The 26,977-nt window shown below is 73.0% G+C and carries 32 protein-coding genes and 1 pseudogene; 22 read left to right on the top strand and 11 right to left on the bottom strand.

Annotation, left to right across the window (positions count from 1 at the left end):
* The first annotated feature begins 15 nt into the window (after window positions 1-15).
* The 8 genes from ACI792_RS04455 to ACI792_RS04420 all read left to right on the top strand — a co-directional run bounded on the left by ACI792_RS04455 (window position 16) and on the right by ACI792_RS04420 (window position 7,802).
* Window positions 16-2,223: a putative bifunctional diguanylate cyclase/phosphodiesterase gene (locus ACI792_RS04455; RefSeq protein WP_456601509.1), complete on the top strand. Its 2,208-nt coding sequence runs from the start codon at window positions 16-18 to the stop codon at window positions 2,221-2,223.
* A 202-nt stretch (window positions 2,224-2,425) separates the two neighbouring features.
* A complete protein-coding gene (locus ACI792_RS04450; protein ID WP_456601508.1) occupies window positions 2,426-3,076 on the top strand; it encodes an ATPase, T2SS/T4P/T4SS family in 651 nt (216 codons plus the stop codon).
* A gap of 25 nt (window positions 3,077-3,101) precedes the next feature.
* A complete protein-coding gene (locus ACI792_RS04445; RefSeq protein ID WP_456601507.1) occupies window positions 3,102-4,538 on the top strand; it encodes a recombinase family protein in 1,437 nt (478 codons plus the stop codon).
* Window positions 4,539-4,760: 222 nt separating this feature from the next.
* Complete coding sequence (locus ACI792_RS04440) at window positions 4,761-4,979, top strand: hypothetical protein (RefSeq protein WP_456601506.1); 219 nt, start codon at window positions 4,761-4,763, stop codon at window positions 4,977-4,979.
* Complete coding sequence (locus ACI792_RS04435) at window positions 4,976-5,221, top strand: hypothetical protein (RefSeq protein ID WP_456601505.1); 246 nt, start codon at window positions 4,976-4,978, stop codon at window positions 5,219-5,221. Before ACI792_RS04440 ends, ACI792_RS04435 begins: the two co-directional genes overlap by 4 nt.
* 131 nt (window positions 5,222-5,352) lie before the next feature.
* Window positions 5,353-5,571: a hypothetical protein gene (locus ACI792_RS04430; protein WP_456601504.1), complete on the top strand. Its 219-nt coding sequence runs from the start codon at window positions 5,353-5,355 to the stop codon at window positions 5,569-5,571.
* Window positions 5,568-6,668 (top strand): replication/maintenance protein RepL, encoded by a 1,101-nt coding sequence (locus ACI792_RS04425; RefSeq protein WP_456601503.1) that lies wholly within the window; start codon window positions 5,568-5,570, stop codon window positions 6,666-6,668. Before ACI792_RS04430 ends, ACI792_RS04425 begins: the two co-directional genes overlap by 4 nt.
* Before the next feature lie 759 nt (window positions 6,669-7,427).
* Window positions 7,428-7,802, top strand: coding sequence for a hypothetical protein (locus ACI792_RS04420; protein WP_456601502.1), 375 nt, complete (start codon window positions 7,428-7,430; stop codon window positions 7,800-7,802).
* A gap of 311 nt (window positions 7,803-8,113) precedes the next feature.
* Here ACI792_RS04420 and ACI792_RS04415 read toward each other — a convergent pair whose 3' ends face one another.
* Window positions 8,114-8,479, bottom strand: coding sequence for a hypothetical protein (locus ACI792_RS04415; protein WP_456601501.1), 366 nt, complete (start codon window positions 8,477-8,479; stop codon window positions 8,114-8,116).
* Window positions 8,480-8,702: 223 nt separating this feature from the next.
* Between ACI792_RS04415 and ACI792_RS04410 the strand changes: the two genes are divergently transcribed.
* From ACI792_RS04410 to ACI792_RS04390, 5 genes and pseudogenes are all read left to right on the top strand, one after another.
* Complete coding sequence (locus ACI792_RS04410) at window positions 8,703-9,137, top strand: helix-turn-helix domain-containing protein (protein WP_456601500.1); 435 nt, start codon at window positions 8,703-8,705, stop codon at window positions 9,135-9,137.
* Window positions 9,134-9,412, top strand: coding sequence for a hypothetical protein (locus ACI792_RS04405; protein WP_456601499.1), 279 nt, complete (start codon window positions 9,134-9,136; stop codon window positions 9,410-9,412). The genes ACI792_RS04410 and ACI792_RS04405 overlap by 4 nt, the downstream gene beginning before the upstream one ends.
* Window positions 9,409-9,525: pseudogene (locus tag ACI792_RS04400) on the top strand (E3 binding domain-containing protein); the annotation flags it as partial. The gene ACI792_RS04405 and the pseudogene ACI792_RS04400, both read left to right, overlap by 4 nt.
* A 6-nt stretch (window positions 9,526-9,531) precedes the next feature.
* Entirely contained in the window at window positions 9,532-10,095 is a 564-nt protein-coding gene (locus ACI792_RS04395) for an E3 binding domain-containing protein (RefSeq protein WP_456601554.1), read from the top strand.
* Window positions 10,096-10,251: 156 nt separating this feature from the next.
* Window positions 10,252-10,788: a hypothetical protein gene (locus ACI792_RS04390; RefSeq protein WP_456601498.1), complete on the top strand. Its 537-nt coding sequence runs from the start codon at window positions 10,252-10,254 to the stop codon at window positions 10,786-10,788.
* 15 nt (window positions 10,789-10,803) lie between these two features.
* On the opposite strand, the gene ACI792_RS04385 is transcribed toward ACI792_RS04390, so the two are convergent.
* A complete protein-coding gene (locus ACI792_RS04385) occupies window positions 10,804-11,163 on the bottom strand; it encodes a hypothetical protein (RefSeq protein WP_456601497.1) in 360 nt (119 codons plus the stop codon).
* Window positions 11,164-11,197: 34 nt separating this feature from the next.
* Here ACI792_RS04385 and ACI792_RS04380 point away from each other — a divergent pair, with 34 nt between their 5' ends.
* On the top strand, window positions 11,198-12,118 hold the full coding sequence (locus ACI792_RS04380) for a restriction endonuclease (RefSeq protein ID WP_456601496.1): 921 nt from the start codon (window positions 11,198-11,200) through the stop codon (window positions 12,116-12,118).
* 431 nt (window positions 12,119-12,549) lie between these two features.
* Window positions 12,550-13,290 (top strand): hypothetical protein, encoded by a 741-nt coding sequence (locus ACI792_RS04375; protein ID WP_456601495.1) that lies wholly within the window; start codon window positions 12,550-12,552, stop codon window positions 13,288-13,290.
* Between the two features lie 271 nt (window positions 13,291-13,561).
* Here ACI792_RS04375 and ACI792_RS04370 read toward each other — a convergent pair whose 3' ends face one another.
* Complete coding sequence (locus ACI792_RS04370; RefSeq protein ID WP_456601494.1) at window positions 13,562-14,284, bottom strand: TIGR02391 family protein; 723 nt, start codon at window positions 14,282-14,284, stop codon at window positions 13,562-13,564.
* A gap of 72 nt (window positions 14,285-14,356) precedes the next feature.
* On the opposite strand from ACI792_RS04370, the gene ACI792_RS04365 reads away from it, so the two are divergent.
* The 6 genes from ACI792_RS04365 to ACI792_RS04340 are packed head-to-tail and all read left to right on the top strand — an operon-like array spanning window position 14,357 to window position 17,902.
* Complete coding sequence (locus ACI792_RS04365) at window positions 14,357-14,947, top strand: CpaF family protein (protein WP_456601553.1); 591 nt, start codon at window positions 14,357-14,359, stop codon at window positions 14,945-14,947.
* Window positions 14,944-15,807, top strand: coding sequence for a type II secretion system F family protein (locus tag ACI792_RS04360; protein WP_456601493.1), 864 nt, complete (start codon window positions 14,944-14,946; stop codon window positions 15,805-15,807). The genes ACI792_RS04365 and ACI792_RS04360 overlap by 4 nt, the downstream gene beginning before the upstream one ends.
* Window positions 15,804-16,745, top strand: a complete 942-nt coding sequence (locus ACI792_RS04355; RefSeq protein WP_456601492.1) for a type II secretion system F family protein — start codon at window positions 15,804-15,806, stop codon at window positions 16,743-16,745. Before ACI792_RS04360 ends, ACI792_RS04355 begins: the two co-directional genes overlap by 4 nt.
* 29 nt (window positions 16,746-16,774) lie before the next feature.
* Window positions 16,775-16,981 (top strand): hypothetical protein, encoded by a 207-nt coding sequence (locus ACI792_RS04350; RefSeq protein WP_456580731.1) that lies wholly within the window; start codon window positions 16,775-16,777, stop codon window positions 16,979-16,981.
* On the top strand, window positions 16,971-17,438 hold the full coding sequence (locus ACI792_RS04345; protein WP_456601491.1) for a TadE family protein: 468 nt from the start codon (window positions 16,971-16,973) through the stop codon (window positions 17,436-17,438). The genes ACI792_RS04350 and ACI792_RS04345 overlap by 11 nt, the downstream gene beginning before the upstream one ends.
* Window positions 17,435-17,902, top strand: a complete 468-nt coding sequence (locus ACI792_RS04340) for a hypothetical protein (protein ID WP_456601490.1) — start codon at window positions 17,435-17,437, stop codon at window positions 17,900-17,902. Before ACI792_RS04345 ends, ACI792_RS04340 begins: the two co-directional genes overlap by 4 nt.
* Window positions 17,903-17,908: 6 nt before the next feature.
* Here ACI792_RS04340 and ACI792_RS04335 read toward each other — a convergent pair whose 3' ends face one another.
* From ACI792_RS04335 to ACI792_RS04300, 8 genes are all read right to left on the bottom strand, one after another.
* Entirely contained in the window at window positions 17,909-18,712 is an 804-nt protein-coding gene (locus ACI792_RS04335; protein WP_456601489.1) for a trypsin-like serine peptidase, read from the bottom strand.
* Window positions 18,713-18,742: 30 nt separating this feature from the next.
* Entirely contained in the window at window positions 18,743-19,882 is a 1,140-nt protein-coding gene (locus tag ACI792_RS04330; protein WP_456601488.1) for a hypothetical protein, read from the bottom strand.
* Window positions 19,883-19,888: 6 nt separating this feature from the next.
* Window positions 19,889-22,060, bottom strand: a complete 2,172-nt coding sequence (locus ACI792_RS04325) for a PASTA domain-containing protein (protein ID WP_456601487.1) — start codon at window positions 22,058-22,060, stop codon at window positions 19,889-19,891.
* Entirely contained in the window at window positions 22,060-22,602 is a 543-nt protein-coding gene (locus ACI792_RS04320; RefSeq protein ID WP_456601486.1) for a hypothetical protein, read from the bottom strand. The genes ACI792_RS04325 and ACI792_RS04320 overlap by 1 nt, the downstream gene beginning before the upstream one ends.
* 6 nt (window positions 22,603-22,608) lie before the next feature.
* Entirely contained in the window at window positions 22,609-23,967 is a 1,359-nt protein-coding gene (locus tag ACI792_RS04315) for a hypothetical protein (protein WP_456601485.1), read from the bottom strand.
* 47 nt (window positions 23,968-24,014) lie between these two features.
* Window positions 24,015-24,560, bottom strand: a complete 546-nt coding sequence (locus tag ACI792_RS04310) for a hypothetical protein (RefSeq protein WP_456601484.1) — start codon at window positions 24,558-24,560, stop codon at window positions 24,015-24,017.
* A 13-nt stretch (window positions 24,561-24,573) separates the two neighbouring features.
* Complete coding sequence (locus ACI792_RS04305) at window positions 24,574-25,527, bottom strand: hypothetical protein (RefSeq protein WP_456601483.1); 954 nt, start codon at window positions 25,525-25,527, stop codon at window positions 24,574-24,576.
* A 108-nt stretch (window positions 25,528-25,635) separates the two neighbouring features.
* A complete protein-coding gene (locus ACI792_RS04300) occupies window positions 25,636-26,046 on the bottom strand; it encodes a helix-turn-helix domain-containing protein (protein ID WP_456601482.1) in 411 nt (136 codons plus the stop codon).
* A 456-nt stretch (window positions 26,047-26,502) separates the two neighbouring features.
* On the opposite strand from ACI792_RS04300, the gene ACI792_RS04295 reads away from it, so the two are divergent.
* On the top strand, window positions 26,503-26,970 hold the full coding sequence (locus ACI792_RS04295; protein ID WP_456601481.1) for a hypothetical protein: 468 nt from the start codon (window positions 26,503-26,505) through the stop codon (window positions 26,968-26,970).
* The last annotated feature ends 7 nt before the right edge of the window (window positions 26,971-26,977 follow it).

The raw sequence follows: 26,977 nt of genomic DNA, 5'->3' as shown, positions 1-26,977 counted from the left end.
GACGACTGACCGGGCATGAGTGGAACCCGGGCCTTGGGCGCCCTCGGGCACCGTCGTCGTCGCGGCTTCCGGCTGACGACCCGGGTGTTCTGGGATCTGGCTGTCTGGATGGTCGGCCTCGGCCTGACGGTCGGGCTGATCTTCCCGCCGTTCGCCACGGGGCTCGGCGTGCCCGCCGAGTTCGCGCAACGCCCGTTGTTCCGGGCGGCCTGCCTGGGCGCCGGCTTCCTCGTCGGCGCACTCAGCTACCTGGTGTGCCGGTGCGTGGTCGGTGGTCGACTCGCCGTCCTCAGCAGTCACCTGCGATCGGTGGCCCAGGGGATCTCGGAGGCCAGCCGCACGGGTGACTGGGCCCAGTCGACGTCCCAGCGCATCCAGGTGGACTCCGACGACCAGCTGGGGGAGACCGCCCAGGCGTTCAACAGCCTGCTCGACGCCCTCGAGGCCGGAGAGCACTTCCGCTCACTGGTGCGGAACGCCTCGGACGTCATCACCGTCGTCGATTCCGCGGGGACGATCACCTACCAGACCCCGTCGGTCGGGTGGGTGCTCGGCTATCCGCCGGGGACGCTCATCGGCACCGACATCCAGGACCTGGTGCACCCCGAGGACGCGCCGGCCTTCCGCGATCAGCTCACCTCTGTCGTCCGCGGTGCTCCGACCAGTTCGTACCCGGCGGCCCGGATGCGGCACCGGAACGGCTCCTGGCGCTGGACCGAGACGGTCGTCAACCACCTCCTGGACGATCCGGCCGTGAACGGCGTCGTGCTGACCACGCGCGACGTCAGCGATCGCAGGGAGCTCGAGGAGCGGCTCCGCACGCAGGCCTACTACGACCCGCTCACCGGCCTGCCGAACCGGGCCCTGTTCATGGAGCGGCTGCGCAGGGCGGAGGAGAGCCAGCGCACCACCGGCGCGCCGGTGGCGGTGCTGTTCCTGGACCTGGACAACCTGAAGACGGTCAACGACACGCTGGGTCACGACGGCGGCGACGCACTGCTCGAGGTCGTGGCCCACCGGATCAGCGGGTGCCTGCGCCCCGGGGACACGCTGGCCCGTCTCGCCGGCGACGAGTTCGCCGTCCTCCTCGTCGGTCCGCGGAGCGAGGAGATGGCACCCGGTGTGGCCGGACGCATCCTGGCGGCGCTCCGCGAACCGGTGATCGTCCTCGATCGCGCGATCCGTGCCGGCCTCAGCATCGGCCTCGCCACCACCACCGGCTGCGCCGCCAGCGGTATCGGTCTGCTGAGCGCGGCCGACATCGCCATGTACGTGGCGAAGACCAACGGCAAGGGACGCTGGGAGACCTTCCAGCCGAGCCACCACGCCGCCCAGCTCGACCGCGAGCGCCTGCAGGCCGACCTGTACCAGGCGGTGGAGCGGAACGAACTCGTGCTGCACTACCAACCGATCATCGACCTGGCCAGCCGCCGGGTCAGCGGCTACGAGGCGCTGGTGCGCTGGCAGCACCCGGAGCGAGGGCTGGTGTCGCCGGCGCAGTTCATCGACCTGGCCGAGGAGAGCGGCCTCATCGTGCCGATCGGCCGCTGGATCCTCCGCGAGGCCACCCGCCAGGCCGCCGCCTGGCAGCAGGCCGACGGCGCCGGCCCGCGGATGAGCGTCAACGTCTCCGTGCGCCAGTTCCAGCACCCCGAACTGGTCGACCACGTCACCGAGGCCCTGCGCGGCTCGGGTCTCGACCCCCGGCAGCTCACCCTCGAGATCACCGAGTCCCTGTTCGCCGAGGACACCCACGCCACCACCGAGAAGCTGGAGCAGCTCAAGTCCCTGGGGGCACGGCTGGCTCTCGACGACTTCGGCACGGGCTACTCGTCCCTGAGCTACCTGCGCCGCTTCCCCATCGACATCCTCAAGATCGACAAGTCCTTCGTCGACGGCGTCGCCACGAACGACGAGGACCGGGCCGTCATCGGCGCCATCGTCCAGCTGGGGCGGACCCTGGACCTCGCCCTCGTGGCCGAGGGCATCGAGACGAGCGAGACGCTCGCTGCACTGGAGGCGCTGGGTGTCCACTACGGGCAGGGGTACCACCTCGGTCGCCCCGCCGCCCCGCCGGTGGATCCGCTCGCCCTGCCCAGCGCCGAGCGTCGTCGTCCGAGCAGCCCGGGCACCCCGATGCGCGCCGCACCCGAGCCCCGGGGGGGCGTGGAAGCGCTGACCGGGGAGCAGATCGACGTCCGGGAGGCCCCCTTCCCTGCCTAGCCCCGCACGGGCGGGATCCCGCCGGAGCGCAGCCGGCTCCCCGGTGCTTCCACCTCGAACCGGGCCCGTTCACCCGGCCGGGTGTTCGTGCCCCCGATCGGGCCGTGGTCTGTCCACAGATCGCCTGACGTCACCCCATGGGACCGGTCCGTTTCCCTACAGTCCCCGGCGTTCGACTGCTCGCGGCTCGACGGGGATGGGTGTGCCGACTGCTCTGGACGTCGTGGACGGTGAGGTCCGCGAGCTGATCCGCCGGCGTGGGCTGGACCCGTTCACCGATCCGGGCCCGGTGCGGTTGCTGGTGCGCGACGTCGTCGCCGACTACTCCGAGCGGTCGCTGACCTCGGCGCTGCCGCCGATCGGTGACGTGGAGTCCGTGGTGCGGGACGTGTTGGACCGGGTGGCCGGGTTCGGGCCGCTGCAGCGCTACCTGGACGACCCGGAGGTCGAGGAGATCTGGGTCAACGAGCCCGGCCGGGTGTTCGTCGCCCGCCGGGGGCGCAGCGAGCTGACCACGACGATCCTGGCGCCCGGGGAGCTGGCCGACCTGGTCGAGCGGATGCTGCGCACCTCGGGTCGGCGGATCGACATGTCGACCCCGTTCGTCGACGCGATGATGCCCGACGGCTCCCGGCTGCACGTGGTCATCCCCGACATCACCCGGCGCCACATGGCGGTCAACATCCGCAAGTTCGTGCTGCAGGCCCACTCGCTGGACGAACTGGTCGCGCTGGGCACGCTGACCGCGCAGGCCGCCCGTTTCCTCGAGGCCGCGGTCGCCTCCGGACTGAACATCCTGGTCTCCGGGGGCACCCAGGCCGGCAAGACGACGCTGCTGAACTGTACGAACTGACGGAGGTTGGGCGTAGCTTGGAGGCGTGACCACCTCGCTGACCAGGGCAAACGCGTCAATCGGTTCCGATCAGGACGCACCTCGGGCCGCGATCTACTGCCGCATCTCCGATGACCGCCAGGGCCTCGGGCTAGGGGTGCAGCGTCAACAGGAGGACTGCGAGGCGCTGGCACGCCGGAACGGCTGGCAGGTGACCCGCCGCTACATCGACAACGACATCAGCGCCTACAGCGGGAAGCCCCGGCCGCAGTACGCGGCCCTCATCGCCGCTGTGGAGGCGGGTGAAGTCGACGTGGTGGTGGCCTGGCACCCGGACAGGCTGCATCGCTCGCCCATGGAGCTCGAGCACTTCATCCCGGCTATCGAGCGGGCGGGCGTGCAGGTAGCCACAGTGCAGGCGGGTAACTGGGATCTCTCCACCGGTGCCGGACAGATGATCGCCCGCGTGCTGGGCGCGGTCGCGGCCAACGAGAGCAGGCAGAAGAGCGAGAGGGTGAGGCGGGCCTTGCAGCAGCGAGCTACGGCCGGGCAGCCTCATGGCCGCCGTGCCTACGGGTGGACCCGGGAGCACGCGCCGGACGGCACCATGCGGGAGACGGTGGTGCCCGCCGAGGCCGCCGTGGTCCGCCGTATCGCGGACGCCCTCCTGTCCGGTGAGTCCCTGCGCGCGGTAACCGCTGCCCTCAACGAGGACGGGGTGCCTTCTCCGACGGGTAAGCCGTGGGCGAAGGGCATGGTGCGGGCGTTGGTGCTGCGCGAGCGCAACGCCGGCATCCGCATCCACCGGGGCGTGGAGGCGGGGGCGGGCGCGTGGGAGCCGATCCTGGACCGGGGCCGGTGGGAGCAACTGCGGGCCGTCCTGACCGACCCGACGCGGAAGACCAGCACCGGCACCGCCGCCAAGCACCTGCTTTCGGGCATCGCCCGCTGCGGCGTCTGCGGCGCGACGCTGCGCATGGCGCGCAACCGGGGCGTGGACTCCTACGGCTGCGCCGAGCGCCGGTGCGTGATGCGCAAGCAGGCTGACCTGGACGGGCTGATCAACGGCATCATCGTTGCGCGGCTGGCCCGGCCGGACGCTGTAGACCTGTTCACCACCGGCGACACCCCGGACCAGCAGGAGGCGCTGGCCGAGGCCGAGGAGCTCCGGGGACGGCTGGACGACGCTGCCGACCAGTACGCCGACGGCAAGATCGACGGCCGTCAGCTTGAGCGGATCACCGCCCGGCTGCGCCCGCAGTTGGACGCTGCCGAGGCGCGGACGCGCACCGTGGACTCCGCGCCGTTGCTGGACGGCCTGGCGGGGAACCCCGAGGTCCGCGAGCTGTGGGACCGGCTGCCGCTGTCCCGCCGCCGTGCCGTGGTGGCCGTCCTGCTCGACGTCCGGCTGCACCGCACCCGCCGGGGTGCCCGTGCGTTCGACCCGGCGGCTGTGGAGGTGACGTGGAAGGGCGCGGACTGATTCCCGGTCTTGACCTGCGGTTATGCACCCGAGGGCAGGTTTCTAGTCACCGCATGGGCAGTTATGTAGCTTGGTCTTCAGCCCCGGTCCCGCACACCGCGCGCTTGGGCTGACCGCCCGCGGAAGCGAGCTACCTGCGTGCCCCAGACGGGCCGCCGTGGCGGGCGAGTCCAGCGGACGCCGTAATGCGTCCACCGGAAGCCGGTACCCATGAGCAGGCCCATGTCGGCCGCCACCGCCACTGCGCGCGGCCGTCTCGCTGTCACGTCCCGCCACTACGGCCCCGACGCCGACCAGACCCGGCAGGCGCGCCGGGACCTAGAAGCCGCCAAGCTGGCGGACCACATCAGGCGCGTGGTGGACACTGCGCCACCTCTGACCCTCGAGCAGCGCATCAAGCTGTCCGCCCTGCTGCGCACTCCGGCCGGGAATGCCCGGTGACGGCCCGCCGCACTGAGCCGGCCGTCGGGCTCAGCACGGCCGAGCGCCTCGTCCTGGGCTACCTGCGCGGCGTACTGCGCGCCCGCGCGGGCGCGCGGCTGAACCTGCACCGGGTGGCCGCGTGCGTGTGCCTGCCCGCCGACGTCGTCGCTGCCTCCGTGGAGGCCCTGGCCGCCCGCCGCCTGCTCCACACCCGCGCCGACGGGCGGGTGGTCCTTCACCAGGGTGGCGACGCCCCGTGAGGCCCCCGAACATGCGAGGGGCGGCCCCGGCTGACCACCGGAACCGCCCCCAAGGCACCGAGACCGCGACCGCCAAGTACGCGCCTGGTGACCATGATCGTACGGCTGGCACTGACAGTCCCGTCCCGCTTGTGGCGCTGGTCCGCTATGTCATCGACGGCCGTGACGCCAGCCCGCTGGACCGGCTGTGTCGAGCGGCCCGTGACGCCCGTTCGCTGACCGGGAGCAGCGCCGACCGGGTGACCGTGGTCGCGGCCCTGACCACCGCCGCCGAGGCCGCCGGCCTCCCGCGCCGTGTGGCCGAGGCAGTGCTGCGGCGCACCCTGCGGGGCAGGAGGGCGGCGGGGTGACCGGCGGGCCAGAGCGTGCGCTGGACGGCCCCTACATCGACCTGATCCGCGACGGCGTCACCGGCCTGGACAACGCCACCGGCAGCGACTACGACACGCCCGTCTTCAACGCGCTGGTGAAGGTGGCGATGAGCATGTGCCAGCGTGGCCACGACTTCGCCACCTACCACCTGCGGCTCACCGAGTCCGTGAGCAAGCTGGGGCACCAGGCGCGCCGCAGCCGAGGACGCAAGGACCGCAGCCGCGCCGAGACCAACGCGCTGCTGTCGAAGGCGTGGACCACGGCCGAGGGCGTGGTGGCCGAGCGACCCGCGCTGACCAGCGGGGGCCGCGCCGCGTTCATCGCCACCGTCCGCGCCCACGTGGCGGACGCCGCCCTGGACGTGACCGACAGCCAGCGCGCCGTCCTGGCCTACGCCTGCGACAGCGCCGAGGCGCACGACAACACCCTGCGGCCGGTCATGCCGCTGCGGGCCGTGGCCGAGGCCACCGGCCTGAGCATCAAGACGGTCCGGCTGGCGCTCGCGGCCCTGTCAGAGGCGGACCTGCTGCCCCGCGCGCGCCGGGGGCGTTCGGGTGCGGACCCATCCCGATGGAAGGCCAGCCTGTACCGGCTGCCCACGAGCGTGACGCTGAGGGCACATAGCACCTCGGGGGACAAGACCTATGTGCCCTCGCACAAGACCTATGTGCCCTCGCCGAGCGTGACGCAGAGCGTGACAGGCCCCGTGGTCGCGCCCGCGACCGTGACCGTGGCGGACGCCGATGCCGCCGCTGCCCGAAAGCGCCAGAGGGACCGCCAACGCCAGCAGCGCCACCGGGCGCACACGCGGGGCGATCACCGTCTGTGCATTCACCCGCCGGAGAAGTCCCCCTTCATCGACGGCACGACCGACCGCGCCACCCCCACCGCCGAGGAGGACGAGACCGTGAACCTGGCAGACCTGGCCCGGGCCAACGCCGAGATCGCCGCGCTGAAGGATGAGATCCGCGCCGAGATCCTGGCCGAGTTGCTGAGTGACCGGCAGCTCGCCCCCGTGCGACACCTGCACCCGGTGCCCGCCCCTGAGCCGGCCACTGCCCAGGGCCAGCAGTGACCAGCCCCCGAGTGCGCCTACCCCGGGCACCGGGTGGGGGTGCGGGTGCCCAGCAGCCCGGCACGTGCCGCGAGGGCGACTCGGGGGACGAGGCGGCGCGCGTCGCCCATCCCGCGCCGGGTGCGCCCCGCGCGCCGAGTGCCCGTGCACCCCGCCCCGGCGGCCAGGCCACCCCGGCACCCCAGCACCACGGCACGCACCCCGCTCGACAGGCGCGGCGCGGGCGGCAGCAGGTGGGCGCGTGCAGCGCGCCAGCCAGCCGGGCCAGCCAGCGCGGATACGCGGGCACTGCAGTCACGAGCAGACCGAGCCCGAGGCAGTCGTGCCCGGCATTGGCAGTCAGCCCGAAGGCACAGCGCAGCAGCGCAGCCAGCCCGAAGCCGAAGGCATCGCGGCAGCGACACGGCAAACACCGACATGCGGGTCAGCGAACCGCGCACCAGCCCGCACCAGCACCAGCAGCGGGCGCGCGGCACCGCCACCAACGGGCAGCCCGACAGCCCGCGAGTCGGCCTGGCAGCCAACGCCCGTGCGCTGTCACCGCAGGCCACCGCAGCAGCCACCGCACTGCGAGTGTCGCCAGCAGGACGGCAGCCACCGGCGCACCGTCAGCCAGCCCGCGCAAGCTCGCGGCTGGCAGGGGAGGGGGTGCCGAAAATCGCGGACCCCCGGCCCCTGACCCCCACGCCGCTAGTCAGGTTCTTTACCCCGACCAGGGCTAACGCCCGAGCGCCCCGAGACCCATGCGAGGAGTGACCAGTGGACATCGAGAACGTGCTGCCCGGCGAGGGCGGGACGGGCGACCGCCTGTGGGTCATTGCAACGAGGGACTACCTGCTCAGCCCCGCCGAGCTGGCGCTGCTGGGCCGGGCCTGCTCGGCTTTGAACCGCTGCGACGAGCTGGAGGTGGCGGTGGCCGAGTCCGGCTTGGTGGACCTGGAGACGGGGCGCGTGACCCCGGCGGCCGTCGAGCTGCGGCTCGTATCTCAGGAGGCCGCCAAGCTGCTGGCCGGGCTGCACATGCCCGGCGCAGACGAGGACGGCGAGGGTGCTTGGAACCCGCAGGCACCGCGCGGTCCACGCGGCCCCAACGACGGGCGCAGCCTGCGCGCGGTCGAGGGTGGCCGGTCGTGAGGCTTCGCCCGTCCGCTGTCCGCCCGGGGACCCCGCCGCCTGAGCTGCTGACCTTCAACGCCGCTGACTGGCCCGACGACGGCCCGGTGTCCGGCGACGAGTTCCCGGACTGGCCGCCCGGGTCTCCTGCCGTGGTGGTGCCGCTGCCGACGGACCTGGCCCGGCAGATGCGTGCCTGGTCTCGTTGGACGGCGGCCCGGCAGGCGTGGGTTGACGAGCACGGGGACCGCTGGCCTACCGGCGTGGTCGAGCGGTGGGTCGAGGAGCGGGACGCACGTCCAGGCGGTGCCCGTTGAGGAGGGGGCTGTTGCCTACATCGCCGCGCTGATCCGGAACTGCATGTGGGCGACGGTGAGGCCCCTGATGACTGCCATGTTGAGCGCGGTGTTGTGCTCCGTCTGCTCCCACACGTGGTCCATGTGTTCCAGCCGCCAGCCGAGGGACTCGATGCCCTCGATGAGCGCCGCCGGGTCCCACCGCTGCACGCGGGTGGTTTTCTTCCCCCCGAGGCCTACACCGCTGCCCGTCGAGAACCCCACTGTCACGGCGCACGTGAAGATCCGGCGGCCACCGTCCCGCGCACGGGTCGCGGCCTCCAGGATGGGCAGCGCTTCGTCCTGTGGGACGGAGCTGTCCTCGGGGCCGGGGCCGTCTGCCTTCTGCCTGCCGAACGCCATGCCATGACTCTAGGTGCGCCCTGACCGCACCACCCCGCGCCCGTGGCAGGCGCGCCGGACGTACTCCGGCGAAGGGGACTCGGCCCGCACCGTGCGGGGCGACCTCGCCACCGACCTCCCCAATGGAGGCCCCGTGCTCACCGATCCCGCCGTCCACCGTCCCGGCCCGGTCCCCGTCGTGGCCGCGCCAGCCCGCCGCCCCCGGCCTCGCCGCGTGGCCCCGGTGTCTGACCTGGCGACCGAGTACGCCCGCGACCTCGGCCCGGCAGGAGTGCTGCTGTGCAGCCCGCTGGCGATGCAGCACGTGGCCGACGCGCTGGCCGGTGCGGTCCGGGCGCAGCGATCCGCCGGCCTCCCCGTGCCGCCCGAGGTGCTGGACTTGGTGGCCACGCTGGTCCGGCACCTGGCCGATCATGGCGAGGGCTGCCGCCAGCGGCAGGCATCTCTGCCGCCTGCACCTGCGTCGGCAACGTGGGCTGCACCGGCCCCGCTGGTCACCGTCAGCGAGGCCGCCCGGCTGCTGCGGCTGACGCCCCGGCGGGTGCGGGACTACGTGCACGACGGCCGCTTGCCCGCCGTGCGACGGGGCCGCGAGTGGCTGCTGGACCGGGCCGCCGTCCTGGCGGCCGCCGACGACCGAAGGGAGCACCACCCGTGAGCACGATCCCCACGGTGGACCAGGCAGCCGCGCAGGTGGCCGCCGCTGAGTCCGCCGACGACACCGTTGAGCTGCGCGCCGCCCGCGCGCTGGAGCCGCTGCTCGATGACGCCTACACCCGCGCCGGGCTGCACCGCCGGACCCCCCAAGACGTGGCGCGGTACCTGGCGGTCAGCCGCGCCCGCGCCGCCGAGGCGGAGCAGCGGGCCGCCAGCCGCGACGCGAACCTGGCCGTGGCCTACGCCCGCGCCCTGTCCACCGGGGCCGTCCGGTGACCGGCCGCATCGCCCCGCCCGCGCCCACCGCAGCCGCCACCGCTCTGGCGAGCGCGTTGGGCATCCGCCTGGCGGGTGTCGCTGGCACCGGCCCCGGCGGGCAAGTCACTGAGGACGATGTGAAGTTCGTGGCCCGCGACCGGGACTACCGGTCGGGGACCGCCGCGCACCTGCACGCCGTCCCGGCCGAGCCCCGGTCCCTGACCATCGGCGGGGGGCTGGCCGCCGATCCGGCCGTCGTCACCGCCAACACCCGCGTCGCGGTGAGTGATCCGGACGTGCGCCGCCTCGCCAACACGCGCGGGGTCCTGCTGGCCCGCGTAACCGGCACCGGCCGCAACGGGGCGATCACAAGAACCGACGTGCTGACTGCCGCCGCCGCGCAGGACCGGCAGCGAGCGGCCGCGCAGCGGCGGGCGTTCCCTGAGCCGGCTGCCGCGCTCGAGCACCGGATCTCGTTCACCGCGTCCGGCCTGCCGGTGTCCGTGCTGGACGAGGTGCCACCCTCGGTGCGCCGCGCTCTGGCAGCCGCGCCGGACCACGCCACCGCCTTCGCCCTGGTGGAGCAGTACCGCGGCCTCGGGGACACGGACGCCCGCGCTGCCCTATCCCGCGACCGGTCCGTGTCCTGCGACCACGGCGGCATCGGCCCCACCGGCCGCACCGTGCCGGGCTGGGACTGACCGCGCGGACGCCGCCCCATGACTCGCGGCGGCCGGGTCTTCCTCCCTGGTGCCCGGCCGCCGCGACCATCGAGCGTGGAGGTGCGTGCCTAGGGGCTGGCTGGGGAAAGAGGTCCGTCTGAGCATCCGGGCAGTGGTGGGAGGGAGGATGCCGCCATGGCCGACGCTGTAGCGATTGCCTCCGTCGTCTCCACCGCCACGCTAGGTGTAGCGGGGATCGTCACCCAGGCGTGGCTCACGCGGCGGACGTTTCAGCATCAGCGGCAACTCGCGATCGAACAGCAGAGGGCTGACGCCGAGAAGGAGGGCCGCGCCACCCTGGCCGAGCTAGCGCGGTGGTGCATCGAGTTGCGCGATCGGCTCCGATCCAAGCCGACCGATGAGTTGCTGCGTCACACGCGCCGGGCGTGGGAGCTTGAGGCGCAGTTGGCCATCCACCTCGCCCCCAACATGCGGGCGGCAGTCGCGTCGCTGGACGCCGTGATTGGGCGCTTCGAGGAGAATCACTACGACCGGCTTTTCGCTATCGGTCGGCTTCGTGCGCAGAAGGAGGAAGCCCTCGGCGATGAAGACTTTGCCCTCGCGTCACACCTGCGAGAAGAAGAGCGCGCACTGATCGAGCAGTTGCAGCCGGAGGTGGACGCAGCCCAAGTGGAGCTGGCGAAGGTCATGGGCATGCTGCACACGCAGTAAGGGCTCGGCCGAGACCTACCCCGCAACCGACCGCACGTTGTCGTGGTCATCGACGGCGTACAGGTCCACACGTAGCCGTGCGCGGACCCACGCGGGTACCCGCTGCGCCTTGGCGACCGCCTCGTCAGGCACCACCACGGCGTAGCGCACACCGAGCCGATCCTCAACCTCCATGCGCCGAAGCAGTTGCCCGTACAGGATGTCGAGCGCGGTACCGGTGTCTGGTCCGGCGCGCCCCTTTACCTCTGCGTAGATGGTTTCTTCGCCTCGCCGGGCCACCACGTCCACCCACTTGACGCCGGTCTTGACGTCCCAGCCGTCCGCCCGCAGGTAGGCGCAGAAGGCGTCCACGACTCGCGCCTCGTCACCCTGCACGCCAGCCTCCAAGGGCACAGATAGGTTGCGGCATATGGCCGTCCCACCTTTCCACCGCTACCTCGATCCGGTTCTCAGGGCCACAGCGGACGGCAACGAGCACCGGGTAGCCGACCTAGCGGCCGAGGCAGCCCGCGTCCTCGAGTTGACTAACGAGGACCTGCGGGAGGTCACCCCCAGCGCCCGGCGCTCCCGCAATCTGGACCGAACCTATTGGGCGGTCACCTACCTCTTCCAGGCCGGGCTTCTCCTGCGCCCTGGGCGGGGGGCGGTGCGAATCAGCCCAAGGGGTGCCGACGTCCTGCGGTCCAACGGTGGCCCCGTTGACCTGGACACCCTGCGCCAGTTCGAGGAGTTCCTCGACTTCAAGGGGCGACGGCGGGAGGCGGACGGGTCCTCGCCCGACGGGTCACCGGTAGATGACGCCCTCGTCGAGTCGTCGCCTGTGGACGCCGTGCAGGCCCTGGTGGACTCCGCCAACGGCTCCGTCGCCGCCGACCTCCTCGGGCGGATCGTCGCCCAGCCGCCGGACTTCCTAGAGCGCGTCGTCCTCAAGCTGCTAGCCGCCCTCGGCTACGGGGGGCTTCAGGCCACCGCTGAGCACCTGGGCGGTCCCGGCGACGAAGGGCTTGACGGGGTGATCCGTCAGGATGCCCTGGGCCTCGACGTGGTCTACGTCCAGGCCAAGCGCTACGCCGTGGACCGCAAGGTTGGTAGGCCTGACATCCAGGCTTTCGTGGGCGCGCTCACCGGGGCGCAGGCCAACCGGGGTGTCTTCATCACGACCAGCTCGTTCACCCCCGACGCCAGGACCTACGCGGATCGGGTGGGTCTGCGGCTCGTCCTCATCGACGGCCGCGAGCTGTCCCGGCTGATGGTGGACCGGAACGTCGGGGTCTCTATCGAGGAGACGTACCACCTGAAGCGGATAGACGAGGACTTCTTCGACGCTTGATGGAGTCCCATGGGATGCGTACGAAACCGTAGCGGTCAGATTAGGGTGGCGGCTTCGGCAGTTGCCCGAGCCTGCCCAGCGGCCCGGGACGCAAGCATGCACACGCCCGAGGCCGGCTGGCTTGGTCGGTCTCGCGGCGGTTTGGTCTTCCCCTAGGTCGTTCGCCGCAGGGTTGGCCGGTAGGGGGAGATGGCAACGACAACGCCGGATGGTGGTCCACAGCCTGGCCGCATAAAGCGTTTGCGCAGGTCATGGCGCGAACTGTCTGAGCGGACTGGCTTCCGTCTGCTCTCGGACGCCGCGACCCTCGGGGGCTTCTTCGTCGGTGTCTGGGCTCTGGTGGCGGAGGGACCGCAGGCGCAGGCGGTTCTAGCAGTCGCTCTGGCAGTGATCACTGTGCTCGCCGTCGTCCTGGCGTTCATCTGCAGTCCGTGCTGCTGAAGCGGGAGGCGAGGCAGCGGCGGAAGCGGCGACACGCCGACGCCGCCCCCGCCTTTGCCGATGCGGCGGCGCAGGTGTCGTTCGCTGTGGATGCTGCTAGCTCGCCCGAGACCCGTCAGCTGTATGTGCGGTACACGGACGCCGCTGTCGCGAAGGCGGCGGAGGCGTTTGGCATCGCAACGGGCAAGCCCTGTAGGGCTACGCTGAAGCAGGTGTACGCGCCTCCCGAGGGATCGGCGGACGGACGCGCGGACTGGGACGCCGTCGTCCGGACCGTCAGCAGCAGCGAGCCCTCGAAGTTCGTCGGTCGCGCGGGCCACGTCGACTGGGTACGTGACAACACAGACTTCGCTGAGCTGGCACGGGGTGACGTCGCAGTCTTCTTCTGCAACGATCTGCCCAGGGAGGTGGGCCAGGGCTATGTCAACTCGCACTGGGACCGCAACCTCCTACGCAGCGGGAAGTACCCCTACCGGTCCACGATCGTTTGGCCCGTCAAGGGTGTGTTCGTGGATCAACCGCATAGTGGGTTCGAGCCGATGCTCGGCTTCCTGTGTGTAGACAGCGCCGACGAGGGAACTTTTGATGAGGGAGTGGACGTGCCGGCTGGGAGGGTCCTCGCGCATGGGTTCTACTCGCTCCTGGCAGTGCTCCGTACCGCCCAGGAGGCACAGCCAGACCGCCGCGAGCAGCCGAACGCGGCTCGAGCGCAGGGGGACGATTCGCAGTGACGCGTAGATCACGCGCAGCCCAGAGTAAGGCCCGCCGCAAGTGCGCGGACCTGAAGAGCAAGGGGTCGGGCACGGAGCGGGGCGCTTGGGCGCGCGTCTACGAGTACCCCGGGGACAGTCGCTATGTCGTGGTTGAGGGCGCGAAGGGGCATCGGTCGGTCTTTCCCAAGGAGCCGATAGAAGTTCCCGCGCGGTGAGGTGGCGAGGCCCTGCCCTCAATGGGTAGGGCCGCGTGCAGGGGCGGAGAGCCTGATCCGAAGCGTCCTAGTAGTCACACTGCGCCGGGTTCTGACGCCACTATCGCTGCTGAGTCCAATACCCGCGCCAAGACGCTGAGGGCGGCCAGGGCTTCCAGTGCCCGCTGCTCCCCCCACTCTTCGGTGACGTTGTGTGTGGCCGGGTTTCGAAGCAGCGAAAAGACGCCTCGGGCATAGGAGAGCGCGCCCGTCTGCAACGCCTCTTCGAACGGGCGGCCCGGGGTGGCCGGAACCCGCAGTCGGGGCTTACCGGGTGCGGGCGGTTTTTCGCTAAGCGACTCAGTCATCAGGGCGTCGTCAGCCACGTCCCAGCGGTCCAACTTGCTCTGAACCTTGAGGCTCAGATTGCCCGCAGCGGCGGCCACGGCTTGGCGGTAGTGCCCGCTATCCCATAGTGGCGCTGCCGTCTCCCACACCCATGGGTGCAACCCCGTGGCCCGGAGCTGTGGTCCCTGTGGTCCAAGTGCCCGAGCCAAATCCTCGCTGTCGTTCAAGACGCCGGTCGCACGCAGGATGGCCCGACGATGCTGCTGGTAGGTCTGAGCGTCGACGCCGACGTAGCTGGCCTCCTGGCCACACGCGGCCAGCAAGCGCCTAATCGTTGGCTGTGCTGCGACGATCTCGTCGTCGAGTGCGGTCGCCTCGGGACTTCCAATTCGTATGGCGGCACGTTGCCTGTCCCATAGAGCGAGGTACGCCGCAAAGCGTTCGCGCGCGAAGGCTGCGTCCAACGGCATGTCGTCAGGCTACGAGACACGGCAGAAGGGCCCCGCACGCACGGTCACCCATGCCGCGCCGGACATTTCACGCTGCTCAACTGCCTGTGCGCCGCCGTGCCGGCCCGGGAGCGGGTGATCACCTGCGAGGAGGTCTTCGAGCTGCGGGTGCCGCTGCCCGACGTCGTCTCCATGCAGACCCGCCAGCCGAACCTCGAGGGTGCCGGGGAGATCCCGCTGCGCCGGCTGGTGAAGGAGGCGCTGCGGATGCGGCCCTCCCGGATCGTGGTGGGTGAGGTGCGGCAGGAGGAGTGCCTGGACCTGCTCATCGCGCTGAACTCCGGGCTTCCGGGCATGTGCACGCTCCATGCCAACAGCGCCCGCGAGGCCGTGGTGAAGATGTGCACGCTGCCGCTGCTGGCCGGGGAGAACATCGGGACGTCGTTCGTCGTCCCGACCGTCGCCGCCAGCGTCGACCTGGTGGTCCACGCGGGCACCGACGCCGATGGCCGACGCCGGGTGCGCGAGATCGTCGCGCTGCCCGGCCGGACCGAGGGCGGGGTCGTCGAGACCGCCGACGTCTTCACCAGCCGCGAGGGGCGCCTGGTGCGGGCCGACGGCTACCCCCCGCACGCCGAGAGGTTCGCCGCCGCCGGGTTCGACCTCGCCGGCCTGCTGGCATGACGCAGTCCGGCGCCCTGCTGGGGCTGCTGCTCGGGGTGGGCCTGCTGCTGATCTGGCGCAGCGGGTCCCGTGCACCCAGGCCGCGCACCGACCCGCGCCGGCCCGGGCGGCGGCAGGAACTGCTGGCCGCCGCGGGGCTCACCGGCATCAACGGCGCCCAGCTGCTCGCCCTGCAGATCGGGCTGGGGGTGCTGGTCACCGTCGTCGTCCTCGTCGCCACCGCGACCGTGACGGTCAGCCTCGTGTTCGGCCTGTTCGGCTTCCTGCTGCCGCAGGTCCAGGTGCGGCGGCTGGCCGGCAAGCGCCGGGCCGACCTGCGCGAGGTCTGGCCGGAGGTCGTCGACAACCTGGCCTCGGCCGTGCGCGCCGGGCTCTCCCTCCCCGAGGCGCTCACCGTGCTCTCCACCCGCGGCCCGGAGGTGCTGCGCCCGCCGTTCGCGCGGTTCGCCGCCGAGTACCGCTCCAGCGGCCGTTTCGGTACCGCGCTGGACCGGCTCAAGGACGACCTCGCCGACCCGGTGGGCGACCGCATCGTGGAGACGCTGCGGGTGGCTCGCGAGGTGGGCGGCACCGACCTCGGCCGCGTCCTGCGCACGCTCTCCACCTTCCTGCGCGAGGACGCCCGCGCCCGCGCCGAGCTCGAGACCCGGCAGGGCTGGGTGGTCTCGGCCGCGCGGCTGGCCGTCGCCGCGCCGTGGGGTGTGCTGCTCCTGCTGGCCACCCAGTCGACGACCCTCGCCGCCTACGACTCCGCCCTCGGCACGGCGGTCCTGCTCGGCGGCGGGGCGGTCTGCCTGGTCGCCTACCGGCTGATGCTGCGGATCGGCCGGCTGCCCGAGGACGTGCGGGTGCTGCGGTGAGCGCCGGCGTTGTCGGGATGCTGCTCGGCCTGCTGGCCGCGAGCGGGCTGGTCCTGGTGCTCACCTACGCGCCGCCGTTCCGCTCGGTGCGGCTGGTCGACCGGCTGGCGCCCTACGTGCACGACACCCCGCCGCCGTCGCGGCTGCTGGGGACCGCCACCGAGCCGGGCATGCTGACGGCGGTGCGCCGGATCGCCGGGCCCTCGATCGCCAACGGCGCACGGCTGATCGACCGCGTGCTGGGCGGGCGGGCCGCGGTGCGCCGCCGGCTGGACGCCCTCGGTGGCGAGCTGACGGTCGAGGACTTCCGCATCGAGCAGGTGGTGTGGGGCGGGCTGGGGCTGCTCGCGGCAGGCGTGGCCGCGACGCTCGGGGCGGTCGCCGCCGGGAGCCTCAACGTGCTCTCGGCAGGGCTGCTCTGCGTCGCCGGCCTGCTCGGCGGGCTTCTGGGGCGGGACTGGTGGCTCACCCAGCAGGTGCACAAGCGCGAGGAGCTGCTGCTCGCCGAGTTCCCGGTGGTCGCCGAACTGCTGGCGCTGGCGGTGACGGCAGGGGAGAGCCCGGCCGCGGCGATCGCGCGGGTCACCCGGCTCTCCGGCGGGGAGCTGGCCCGCGAGCTCGGCGCCGCGCTGGGCCGGGCGCGGGCCGGCGTGCCGCTGACCGACGCGCTGCAGCAGGTCGCCGACCAGACCTCGCTGGACGCCCTGGCCCGGTTCGTCGACGGCCTCCTCGTGGCGATCGAGCGGGGCACGCCGCTGGCCGAGGTGCTGCGCGCCCAGGCCGCCGACGTCCGCGAGGCCGGCAAGCGCCGGCTGCTCGAGGCCGGCGGCCGCAAGGAGATCGCCATGATGGTGCCGGTCGTCTTCCTGGTGTTGCCGGTCACCGTTCTCTTCGCCCTGTTCCCGGGGTTGATCAGCATCGTCTCGCTGTCGCAGTGAGCAGCGGACGAACGACAGGAAGGACGACGATGCGTGCACTCGCGCACCTCGATGCCGCGCTGCAGGCGCTGGCGGCCCGCATGCGGGGCGAGGACCCCGAACGGGGTGACGTGCCCGGCTGGGTCATGGTCACGGTGATGACCGCGGCCCTGGTGGTGGCGATCCTGGGGGTCTTCCAGGACGCCATCGTCACGGCGGTGCAGAACGCGCTGACCTCCGTCACCGGTGCGGGCTAGAAAAGGACCTCGCTGCCCCCCGCAGCTCCCACGCTCGCAGCGGGTCCCTGCAGCGTGGCCGTTCCAGCGCCTCGATGACGAGCGCGGGAGCGCCGTCGTCGACTTCGTCATGGTCTCGGTGCTGATCATGACGTTGCTGCTGGCGGTGCTGCAGGTGGCGGTCTACGTGCACGTGCGCAACGTGGTCACGGCGAGCGCGCAGGAGGGCGCCCGGTACGCGGCCAACGCCGACGTCGACTCCGCGGCGGGGGCCGCCCGGACGGTGGAGACCGTCGCCCGGGCCACGTCGGAGCAGACGGCGCTGGGGTTGGCGTGCACGTCGGGGGAGGAGGCCGAGCCCTCGGGCGCCACGCTGGTCGTGGTGCGTTGTTCTGGGTCGGTGCCCGCGCTGCTGGCGGCGCTGGGCAACCTGCTGCCGCTGGAGGTCACCGGCCGGGCGATGAAGGAGGCGGCGTGAGGTGGCTGCGTGCCCGCCTGGGGCTGATCGACGGCGAGCGCGGGTCGGCGCTGGTGGAGTTCGTGTTCGTCGCGCTGGTGGTGTTCGTGCCGCTGGTCTACGTGGTGGCGGGGTTCTCTGCGGTGCAGCGCGGGGTGTTCGCCTCGCAGGCGGCGGCGCGGGAGGCCGGCCGGGCGATGGGCACCGCCCCGGACGCGGTCACCGGGCAGGAGCGGGCACTGCGGGCCGCGCGGCTGGCGGTGGAGGACCAGTCGGTGGACCTGGCCGACCTGCAGGTGGCCTACGCACCGGCCGGTGCGGGGTGCGACGCGGCGGGCGGCTTCCTCCCGACGCTGGCACCGGGGGAGGAGTTCTCCGTCTGCGTGACCGTGACCGTGCGCATCCCGCTGCTGCCGGAGTTCGTGGACGCCAACACCGCCACCGGCCAGTTCGTCGTCGAACGCGATCGCTACGTCGACGGCTGAGTGCGGTCAGCGGGTGTTCGCCCGGATCCACGCCATGAGCTGCGGGGTCAGCCGCGCGGCGACGTTCGAGGTGACCGTGCCGCGGCGGTTCCTCGGCCCACGCGCGACGTGCACGGCGATGAGCACCCGACCGCCCATGGAGGGGTGCCGGCGCACCCACACCGGGCTGCCGCTGTGGCCGGGCTTGGTGTCGTTCAAGTAGTGCAGGAGCTGCCCCTTCGCGCGCACCGTCGCGGAGTAGGTGCGCCACTGCGAGCTGCCGCAGGGCAGTGGATGTGCCGCGGTGCCGCACTTGTCGCCGGGATAGCCGCTGATGTTGACCTTCAGCACGCCGGTGGCCTGGGGGAGCCGGCCGTCGATGCTGCGCCCGACGGGATCCAGCCGGCCGGCGCTGTGCCGGATGCTCCAGACCCCCGAGCGGGTGCCGATCGGCGTGCGCAGCCGCAGCAGGGCGACGTCCCGCGGGCCTCCCTCGTCGGCCGGGCCGAAGCCGGCGTGCCAGAGCAGCGCCGCGCTGCCCCGGGTCGTCCCGAACGGCGCCGACGGCCCGTTCCGGGCGGGCGTCACCACGATGTCCGCCGGATCCGCACCGACCAGGTTGTGCGCCGCCGTGAGGATGGTTCGGGACCCGATCAGGGTGCCGGTCCCCGTCCAGCCGCCGCCTCCGGCCGGCCGGTTGTGCAGGTGGCAGATGTAGCGGAACGGTGCCGCGGTGGTGTCCCGCACCAGCACGCGGGTGTCCCGGCCGAGCACCTCGGCCTCCAGGGACGGCTCCGGTGGGGCGGCGGGCAGCAGAGCAGGAAGGGGCATCGCCGGCGTCCTCTCTCGGTGCTCGGGTGCTTACATGAACCGCGCGGCGGGCTGCCGCGGTGGCCGGACCGGGGACGGCGCGGGGACGACCGGGCTTGGCCGGAGGGTGACCCGCCGGTCCGGGTCGGCCGCCACGATGCCGATGGACTGGGCGCTGGTCCGCCACTCCTCGGCGTCGTCGGCGATCAGCTTCAGCTTCGCCTCGAACTGCGGCCGGGACTCCTCGAGCACGAACTGCTGCCCGAGCCACCGCAGGACGCGCCGTCCGGTCACCGCCATGCGTTGCCGCGGTGAGGTCACCGGCGTGATCCCGAAGTAGCGGGTCAGCACCTCCTCGATCACGTCCCACGCGTTGTCCGCGCCGAACAGCCGCTTCACGTCCTCGGCGCCGACGATGCGGAAGGCCTCGTCGAGCAACTGCATGACCTCGATCCGCATCACCGCGACGTTGCCGTACGAGGTGAACTTCAGGTTGTTGCGCAGGTCCAGCCCGGCCCGGCGGACGATCGCGATGCTGCCGAAGCTGGGGTCCTGCGCCCGGTCGCGCATCACCTCCGAGATCCGCCGGTCCCGCCAGAACTGGGCCACCTGCTCGTTGAAGGTGACGAACAGCGGGTGGAAGTCGCCGTTGCGCCGGGCTCCCGGGGCCAGCGGCCCACGGCCGTAGCCGAAGGCGCGCAGGTAGGCCGCGCGCCGGTCGCGCTCGGTGTAGCGCAGCACGTCACGGCGGTCGAACCGGTAGAGCCCGGTCGCCCCCTCACCCGAGCTCAGCCGGACGGCCCCGGCGTCGAACAGCTCCTTGAGCTTCTGGACGACGCGGAACACCCCGATCCGCTCGTGCTGGTAGAGGTAGTACAGGTCGGCGATGCCGGTGATCCGCTCCGAGGTGACCTGCTCGTCGTAGGGCTGCACGCCCCGCGGCAGCGGGATCCGGTCGATCACCGGCGGCGCCTCGGCGCCGAACCCGATGAGGGCGTTGAGCCCCGGGTCGACCGGGTGCCCGTCGGAGTCGGCCGAGTCCAGCGCCTCGAACCGGCTCTCGACCGCCGAGGCGATGACGTCGGCCAGCTCCGGCTGCCCGGCGAGCCGGGAGGCCAGGCGGCCGGTGATCGCATCGATCACCGAGGCCTGCAGATCCTGCAGGCGCTGTTCGTCTCCGGCGGTGGCCATGGCTGGTCACTCCTTTCCCGGGTCGTCCTGGTCACTGCGGGAGCGGCCGTCGTCGTCGGCGCCGGTGGCGTCGCCATCGGCGTCGTGGTCGTCGTGGTCGTCGTCGGCCGAGGCCGCCCGCGATCGCCAGGCCGCGAAGGGGTCCTCATCGAGCAGCGGCACCGCGCCGTACGCGTACCCGTGCTGATCGCCGGGAGCGGCCTCCGCGGGGCGTTCGACAGCCGCCTCCTTGGCCCGGTTCTCGGCCGCCTGTCGCTGGAACTCGGCCACCACCTGCCTGATGCGCAGGGCCGCCAGGTCCAGCGCGTCGCCGCGGTCGAACACCGGGTCACCGGACGACGACGCTCCCTGCCTCGCCGGTGCGAGACGGCGCAGGAGGGTGACCACGCTGCCCACGGCGGCGACCGCCTGCCTGATGTCGTCGGGGCAGTCGTCGTCCGAGCCGGACGCGGTGCGCCACAGCTGACCGCCGGCGCCCAGCACCTGGCGGACGGCGTCACCGACCGCCGGCGCGATCGCGCACAACTGGTCGACGAGGTCGCCGCTCCCGTCGCCGGAGGAGACGCGCAGGCACACCTTCTCGTCGACCGGCAGGACGGTGCCCTCCCCGGGATCGGAGTCGACGACGCGGCCGAACGCGATCTCCGGGTCGTCCACCGGCTGCAGCCCGCCCAGTCGCAGGCCGGCGTCCCGCAGCCGGCGCTCGGCCTCCGTGACCGTCGTGTCGCGGGTGCACGGCACCGCGGTCTGCGCCAGACCGGCGGCGTAGTCGACGACGACCTCGCTGCCGCGCGCCACCTCGGTCCCCACCGGCGGGGACGTCCCCAGCACTCGGTCGAGCGCGCCGCTGCGCACCGCCCGGCCCTCACCCAGCCGCAGGCGCAGACGGCTCCGCCGGAGCATCTCGTTCGCCTCGTCGAGCGAGCGGTCGATGACGTCGGGCACCGTGGTGAACTCCGTGCGCCGTGATCCCGGCGTTTGGCCGAGCGGTGGGACCAGCAGCTTCAGCTCGTCGACGAGCTGGTCGTACTGGGTGACCAGCTCGGCCAGCGCGGACCGCACCCGGGGGGTGTCGAAGCCGCCGCCCACCTGCGCCTCGCTCGCCTCCCGCAGCAGGGCCGCGACGGCGGCGGCGTTGGGCAGCACGTACTCGGCCAGGGCGATCCGGCCGTGGTCGCGGGCCAGGTTGGCCGTCTGCCGGCCCACCGCCTGCTCGGCCCAGTCGAGCAGCTGCTCGACGCTGAGCCGGTCCCGCGGGCGGGAGGGGAGCGGCAGCACCAGGATCTGCCGTTCGGCGGGGCCGACGTAGACCGAGTCGAGCGCGTCCCGCACCCGGTCGACGGCCTCCCCGATGGTCTGGAAGGTCAGGTCCAGGTGTCCCAGCCGGCCACCGATGAACGAGTACCCGCCTCCGTCGCCGTCCAGGGACCGGGCGTAGGTGTGCCAGGACTGCCAGAGCCGCAGCACGTACTCGGTGAGGACCCGGAAGTGGGTGAGGCTCTCCTCCTCCACCGGGGTGTTGGCCCGGTTGCCCACCTGGCCGTTGCGCCCGGCCAGCGGCAGGATCGGCCGGCTGGCCAGCCCCGACAGGTCCCGCAGGGCGCCGAGCGCGCCCCGGACCTCGTCCGGGTCGACCAGCGCCGTGCCGTCGGCGGTGCTCCCGAGGAGCACCCGGAGCTGCTGCTCCACCAGTGGCGCCCGGGGGCCGTCGGCCCGCCCGAACTCGTCCCGCAGCTGCTGCACGGCGGTGCGGATCACGACGGCGAGCGCCTCGTGGTCCTGCTGGTCGCCGGCCGGCCGGAGGCTGGTGATCCGTCCGAGCAGCGGGAGGCCCCGGTCGACGACGTCCCTCGCCTGGGTGAGCAGGACGGCCTGCGCACCGGTCACCGCCGCGTCGTCGGCCCTCTGGAGCACCAGCCCCGGCGCGGCCGGGACGTACCGCCGGTGCCCGTCGACCTCCTCCTCCACGAACGACGAGGCGAGCGCGGCGCGGAACCGGTCGACGTCCTCGACCCGGGTCCGGGTGCCGATGACGGCGCGCAGCGCGCCGTCGACGAGGCGGTCGAGGTCGTCGCCCGCCTCTCCGCGCCCACCGCCGGCCAGTGCGTCGGAGACCTGCAGCGGATAGGCGCTGGCGTCGCGCAGCGCCTGGGCCAGGTCCTTGGTGCTCGTCGCCATCATCGGCCTCCTGCTGCCGCGTCTTCGCTGGTCCGGCCGGCCTCTTCGACCTGTGCGCGCACCAGCACGGGTTCGTCCTGCAACCGCTCGACCAGCTCCATCCAGCAGCCGTCGAGATGGCCCCGCAGCGCCCACATCCGGGGCCACGTCTCACCGATGCCGTCCTGGACCTGCCAGGACCACTCCTGCCACCCACCGGGCCGGTCGTGCGCCAGCCGGCGCAGCCGGGTGAGGGACTCCACCCCCGCCAGCCCCGTGACGAAGCGCTGCAGGCTGGTCTCGCAGGCCGTCGCGCAGGCGGCGAGCTGCTCGGCCAGCCGCACCGTGTCGCGGCGGGCGGCCGCGGTGGCGGCGCGCTGCGCCGCCTCAGCCAGGCCGGCGAGCCAGCCCTGGACGTCGTCGCAGGCGTCCCGGACCAGGTCCACGACCACGCTCTCGCCGTCCCCCGGGTGGTCGTCGGTCACCCGGGCGAGCAGCTGCACCCGCTCCTGGAGCTCCCGGACCGCCTGCTGGAGGTGGGCCACCGCCGCGTGCACGGCCATCGCCGGTCACCGCCGCCCGAGGTCGCGGTAGAAGTGGCGGGCGATGACGTCGGGCGGGGCCAAGCGGCGGTCCAGCGCGTGCCGGGCCGCGCCGATCAGGAAGCGCTCCGGCACGATCCCCGGGTCGATCCCGCGGGCCAGGCGCGCGCCGGCCTCCTCGACCATCGCCTCGTGCCGGTGGTCGAAGGAGAAGACCTGCGCCAGCGACCGTTTGCCCAGCGCCTCGAACGGCCGGTAGCAAAGCGTGTCCACGACCAGCGGGACGACGCGGGGCGCCGTCCGGATGAGCGCCTCCGGCGCCGCCGGGCGGACGCCGCCGTAGGTGCGGTCCCAGACGGCCTGGAGGGCCCGGGCCTGCTCGGGGAACCCCATGCGGGCGAGCAGGACGGTGCTGACCCGCGTGCGCAGCAGCGGCAGGGGGTGCACGCCCGCCGGGCTGTAGGTCGTCACGCTGGCCGGCGACCGGGCGAGAATGTCGATCAGCGAGGCGACGATCGCCGGGCCACCGAGGAGCAGCCCGAGCAGGTCGGCGAAGGTCTCCCGGTTCCACCGGGCCCAGGTTCCCGCGACCGCCGGCGGCGCCCCCGCCTCCCTCAGCCGGGCGTGCAGTGCCTCGGGCACCGCGCGCGACAGGCCCAGCTCCGTGTGCAGGTTGTGGCTGATCTCGTGCAGGATTGCGCCCAGGGTCCACGGGTTGACCAGCCGGTGGTAGGGCAGCTGCACGATCGGGAAGGGGTTCGGCTGCGACCCGAGGCGCTGCAGCCGCACGTCACGGCGGAAGGTCGCGGGGGAGAAGCCGGTCCGCATGTAGCTCATCGGCGGCGGGGCGGGCACGGACTTCGCCCGGCCCAGGCCCATGTAGACGTCCTGGTAGACGTCGAGGGCGATCCGGTCGCAAGCCAGCAGCCAGGGCCCGTAGCGGCTCTGCCGCTGGCCGAAGAACTCGAAGTACCAGTCCCACACCGCCTCGGTGGCCCGGACGGCGCCGTGCGCCTCCTCGGTCCGGGTCACCAGCTCGCGCAGGGCGGGGCCGGTCGGTGCGGACGACGCCCGCCGCGCCGCCTGCCCCACCGCCGTCGTCCGGGAGTCGAGCTCGGTGCCCAGCTGTGCCAGCAGCCGGTTGACCGCCGCGACGTGCCCGGGTGACGGAGCCTGCGGGCCGGTGCCGAACTCGGTGGGTCCGAAGGGCCGCAGCGCGGCGGCGTGCCGGGTCACGTTCAGGGCCTGGGCCCGCAGCCACGACCGCAGCACCCGGGGCGGTGGGGCGGCGGGCGGCCGCGCCGGTGGCCGGCCGGTCGGCCGGGTCGGCGATGCCGCCTCGCCGGCCGGGCCGGGCGCGGTCCGGGGAGACAGGCTGGTGGTCATGGTGCCGTCCCAGGAGCAGGGCGGGCCGCCGGAGCGGCCCGGCCGGATCAGCGACAGGTGCAGCGGCGGGAGCCGGGTGCCGGGACGCCGCCCGCGTTCTTCCGCGTGGCGTGCCACCGGCGGTCCAGGGCGCGGCACCGCTGGACGGCCCGGCGGCGCTTCGCCGGGTCGTCGAGGACGTTGGCCACCTGCTTGGCCAGGCTCCGCGTCGCGGCCTGGGTGGTGAGCGGTGCCCCGCGTCCGTGCTGGCGGGCGAGGTCGGCGGCGGTCCGCTGCACCACCTGCGGCACCGCCGCCACCAGGCGCCGGGTGCTCGGGTTGCGCCACAGCTGCCGCCCCACCTTCGCCACCCCGCGGACCAGCTGCGGGGTTGCGCGGGCGATTGCCGGCGCCAGCTTGGTGGCGAGCGGGACCAGGGCGCCCAGGAAGGCCTCGGCCTCCGCCTCGCTCTCCGCGTTGGCGGCGAGCGCACCCAGGTGCTCCATGAGGAGCGCGGGAGACGACGCCGCCGGTGGCCCGGCCAGGCCGAGGGCGGTCTCCAGCTCGTACTCGCCGTCGGCGGTGAAGTACTCGAAGTCGGTGCTGGTGGACATGGTGCCCTCCGGATCAGCGGACCGGCTGCGGCCGACGCGGCCGGACGATCCCCGTGGGGGTGCGGCGGCCCGCCACCTTGCGCACCGCGGCGGCGTTGCGCTTCATCACCGCGCGCGTCACGGCCGGGCGGGTGAGCACGGTGCGGGTCTGCTGGGTCAGCACGCGACCCGCGACGCCCGTCGTCGGTGGGTGGCCCCGGACGGCGGCGGCCACGAGCGGCCGGGCGGTGGCCTTGACTACCGTGGGGATGACCCGGATGGCCGGCCGGGTGACCCTCCGCCGGCGCATCAACCGGGACAGCAGCGTCGTCGCCTGGACCAACTGCGGGATGAGCTGCTCGAGGACCCGGCGCTCCCGCGGGGTCAGCACCATCACCGTCGCCGCGCCGACCAACGCGTCGGCCTCTGCCGCGGACGGTGTGTCGGCAGCCATCGCGGCCATGACCTCCGCCGTGGCGGGCACGCCCTGGGTGGGCTGCTCGCCCTCGCCGAGGCCGAGCGCGCTGCCGATGCCCTGGATGAGGCCACCGAGGAACTGCTCGTCCTCGAACTCGCCTTCGTACTCGTCCTCGAACTCGTACTCGTCCTCGGACTCGAACTCGCGGGCCGGCCGGCGGCGCTTCTTCTTCCGGAACAGGCCACCCAGGAGCGGGAGCGCCATCTTGGCCAGTGGCAGGAGCGCGGGGAGGAACTCCTCGCCCTCGTACTCGCCGTCGCCGGACTCCCACTCGTACTCGCCGTCGCGGGCTTCCCACTCGTACTCGCCGTCGCCGGCTTCCCACTCGAACTCACCGTCGCCGGCTTCCCACTCGTACTCGCCGTCGGCCTCGCCCTCGCCGAGACCGAGCGCGCTGCCGATGCCCTGGATAAGGCCACCGAGGAACTCCTCGCCCTCGTACTCGCCGTCGCCGGCCTCCCACTCGGACTCTCCGTCGCGGACTTCCCACTCCAACTCCGCTTCGCGCATCCCGTCCACCACGGCACCTCCGAATCTCGCGGTGAAGCAGATGCGGGAACGCTAGGAGCGACCTGTGTGCGGCGGTACTCGCACGTTCTCAGGACGCCTGGGCGTGCGTCACGCATCCACGTCCCGGCGCGGGGCGACCGGGGGCACGGGGTCGGCCGCCCGCCGCTGTGCGACGGCGGCGGTCATCGCCGCTCGCGAGTTGACGTCCAGCTTGACGAAGATGCGCCGGAGGTAGGTGCCGACCGTCCACGGGCTGATGTCGAGCACCGTGGCGATCGCCCGGTTGGTCAGCCCCGCGGCCACCATGCGGGCGATCTCCGACTCCCGTGGACTCAGGCTCACCGCATCGGGACACGGGTGCTGCTGGACCGCGATCCACCGGAAGCCGCCGAGCTCGATGTCCAGGACGACACCACCATGGTCCGCCGGCCGCACGGCGCTGCCGGACAGGACGGCGTCGAGGAGCTGGCCCAGGGAGCGGACGAGGTCGTCGAGCACGCCGCCGGTCGTCGCCCGCACCGGTCGCGCACCGGCACTGCGTGAGACGGGCCTTCTGGCGGTCGGGGTCGGAGGCGCGGACGTTCCCACGGTTGTCATCGATGCCCCCCGAGGCTGGGAAGGACGCCAACCGGCGCTATCTCACCGTAGATGCGCGGTTACAGCGGCAGCCAGTCGTGCGAATACGCGACGCGCTGGCGGGTGCGTTCAGCCCTGCGCCGTGACTGCGGGGACGGGCAGCAGGAGCACGCGGAGCGCCCGCCGGTCCCGCGCCGTTCGCGCCCGGGCGGCCAGCGCCCCGGGCAGTTGGGAGCGCGGCATCGCGCACGCCCAGGTCGAGGACGACGAGTGAAACCGAGACTCTGCCGCTGGGGCTGCCCGGACGGTGGAGATCGTCGCCCGGGCCACCTCGGAGCAGACGGCGCTGGGCAACCTGCTGCCGCTGGAGGTCACCGGCCGGGCGATGAAGGAGGCGGCGTGAGGTGGCTGCGTGCCCGCCTGGGGCTGATCGACGGCGAGCGCGGGTCGGCGCTGGTGGAGTTCGTGTTCGTCGCGCTGGTGGTGTTCGTGCCGCTGGTCTACGTGGTGGCGGGGTTCTCTGCGGTGCAGCGCGGGGTGTTCGCCTCGCAGGCCGCGGCGCGGGAGGCCGGCCGGGCGATGGGCACCGCCCCGTACGCGGTCACCGGGCAGGAGCGGGCACTGCGGGCCGCGCGGCTGGCGGTGGAGGACCAGTCGGTGGACCTGGCCGACCTGCAGGTGGCCTACGCACCGGCCGGTGCGGGGTGCGACGCGGCGGGCGGCTTCCTCCCGACGCTGGCACCGGGGGAGGAGTTCTCCGTCTGCGTGACCGTGACCGTGCGCATCCCGCTGCTGCCGGAGTTCGTGGACGCCAACACCGCCACCGGCCAGTTTGTCGTCGAACGCGATCGCTACGTCGACGGCTGACCCGAGC

Source organism: Blastococcus sp. SYSU DS0669 (assembly GCF_054050895.1).
The sequence above is the reverse complement of the archived record's forward strand: the minus strand, read 5'-3'. Positions and strand labels throughout refer to the sequence as shown.

What these genes read in the sequence shown, in the direction of transcription:
- ACI792_RS04315 (WP_456601485.1), bottom strand. Translation starts at nt 23,967, where the DNA reads ATGACCACCAGCCTGTCTCCCCGGACCGCGCCCGGCCCGGCCGGCGAG.
- ACI792_RS04335 (WP_456601489.1), bottom strand. Translation starts at nt 18,712, where the DNA reads ATGCCCCTTCCTGCTCTGCTGCCCGCCGCCCCACCGGAGCCGTCCCTG.
- ACI792_RS04380 (WP_456601496.1), top strand. Translation starts at nt 11,198, where the DNA reads ATGGCCGTCCCACCTTTCCACCGCTACCTCGATCCGGTTCTCAGGGCC.
- ACI792_RS04305 (WP_456601483.1), bottom strand. Translation starts at nt 25,527, where the DNA reads ATGCGCGAAGCGGAGTTGGAGTGGGAAGTCCGCGACGGAGAGTCCGAG.
- ACI792_RS04415 (WP_456601501.1), bottom strand. Translation starts at nt 8,479, where the DNA reads ATGGCGTTCGGCAGGCAGAAGGCAGACGGCCCCGGCCCCGAGGACAGC.
- ACI792_RS04370 (WP_456601494.1), bottom strand. Translation starts at nt 14,284, where the DNA reads ATGCCGTTGGACGCAGCCTTCGCGCGCGAACGCTTTGCGGCGTACCTC.
- ACI792_RS04325 (WP_456601487.1), bottom strand. Translation starts at nt 22,060, where the DNA reads ATGGCGACGAGCACCAAGGACCTGGCCCAGGCGCTGCGCGACGCCAGC.
- ACI792_RS04390 (WP_456601498.1), top strand. Translation starts at nt 10,252, where the DNA reads ATGGCCGACGCTGTAGCGATTGCCTCCGTCGTCTCCACCGCCACGCTA.
- ACI792_RS04455 (WP_456601509.1), top strand. Translation starts at nt 16, where the DNA reads ATGAGTGGAACCCGGGCCTTGGGCGCCCTCGGGCACCGTCGTCGTCGC.
- ACI792_RS04440 (WP_456601506.1), top strand. Translation starts at nt 4,761, where the DNA reads ATGTCGGCCGCCACCGCCACTGCGCGCGGCCGTCTCGCTGTCACGTCC.
- ACI792_RS04360 (WP_456601493.1), top strand. Translation starts at nt 14,944, where the DNA reads ATGACGCAGTCCGGCGCCCTGCTGGGGCTGCTGCTCGGGGTGGGCCTG.
- ACI792_RS04320 (WP_456601486.1), bottom strand. Translation starts at nt 22,602, where the DNA reads ATGGCCGTGCACGCGGCGGTGGCCCACCTCCAGCAGGCGGTCCGGGAG.
- ACI792_RS04350 (WP_456580731.1), top strand. Translation starts at nt 16,775, where the DNA reads ATGCGTGCACTCGCGCACCTCGATGCCGCGCTGCAGGCGCTGGCGGCC.
- ACI792_RS04310 (WP_456601484.1), bottom strand. Translation starts at nt 24,560, where the DNA reads ATGTCCACCAGCACCGACTTCGAGTACTTCACCGCCGACGGCGAGTAC.
- ACI792_RS04330 (WP_456601488.1), bottom strand. Translation starts at nt 19,882, where the DNA reads ATGGCCACCGCCGGAGACGAACAGCGCCTGCAGGATCTGCAGGCCTCG.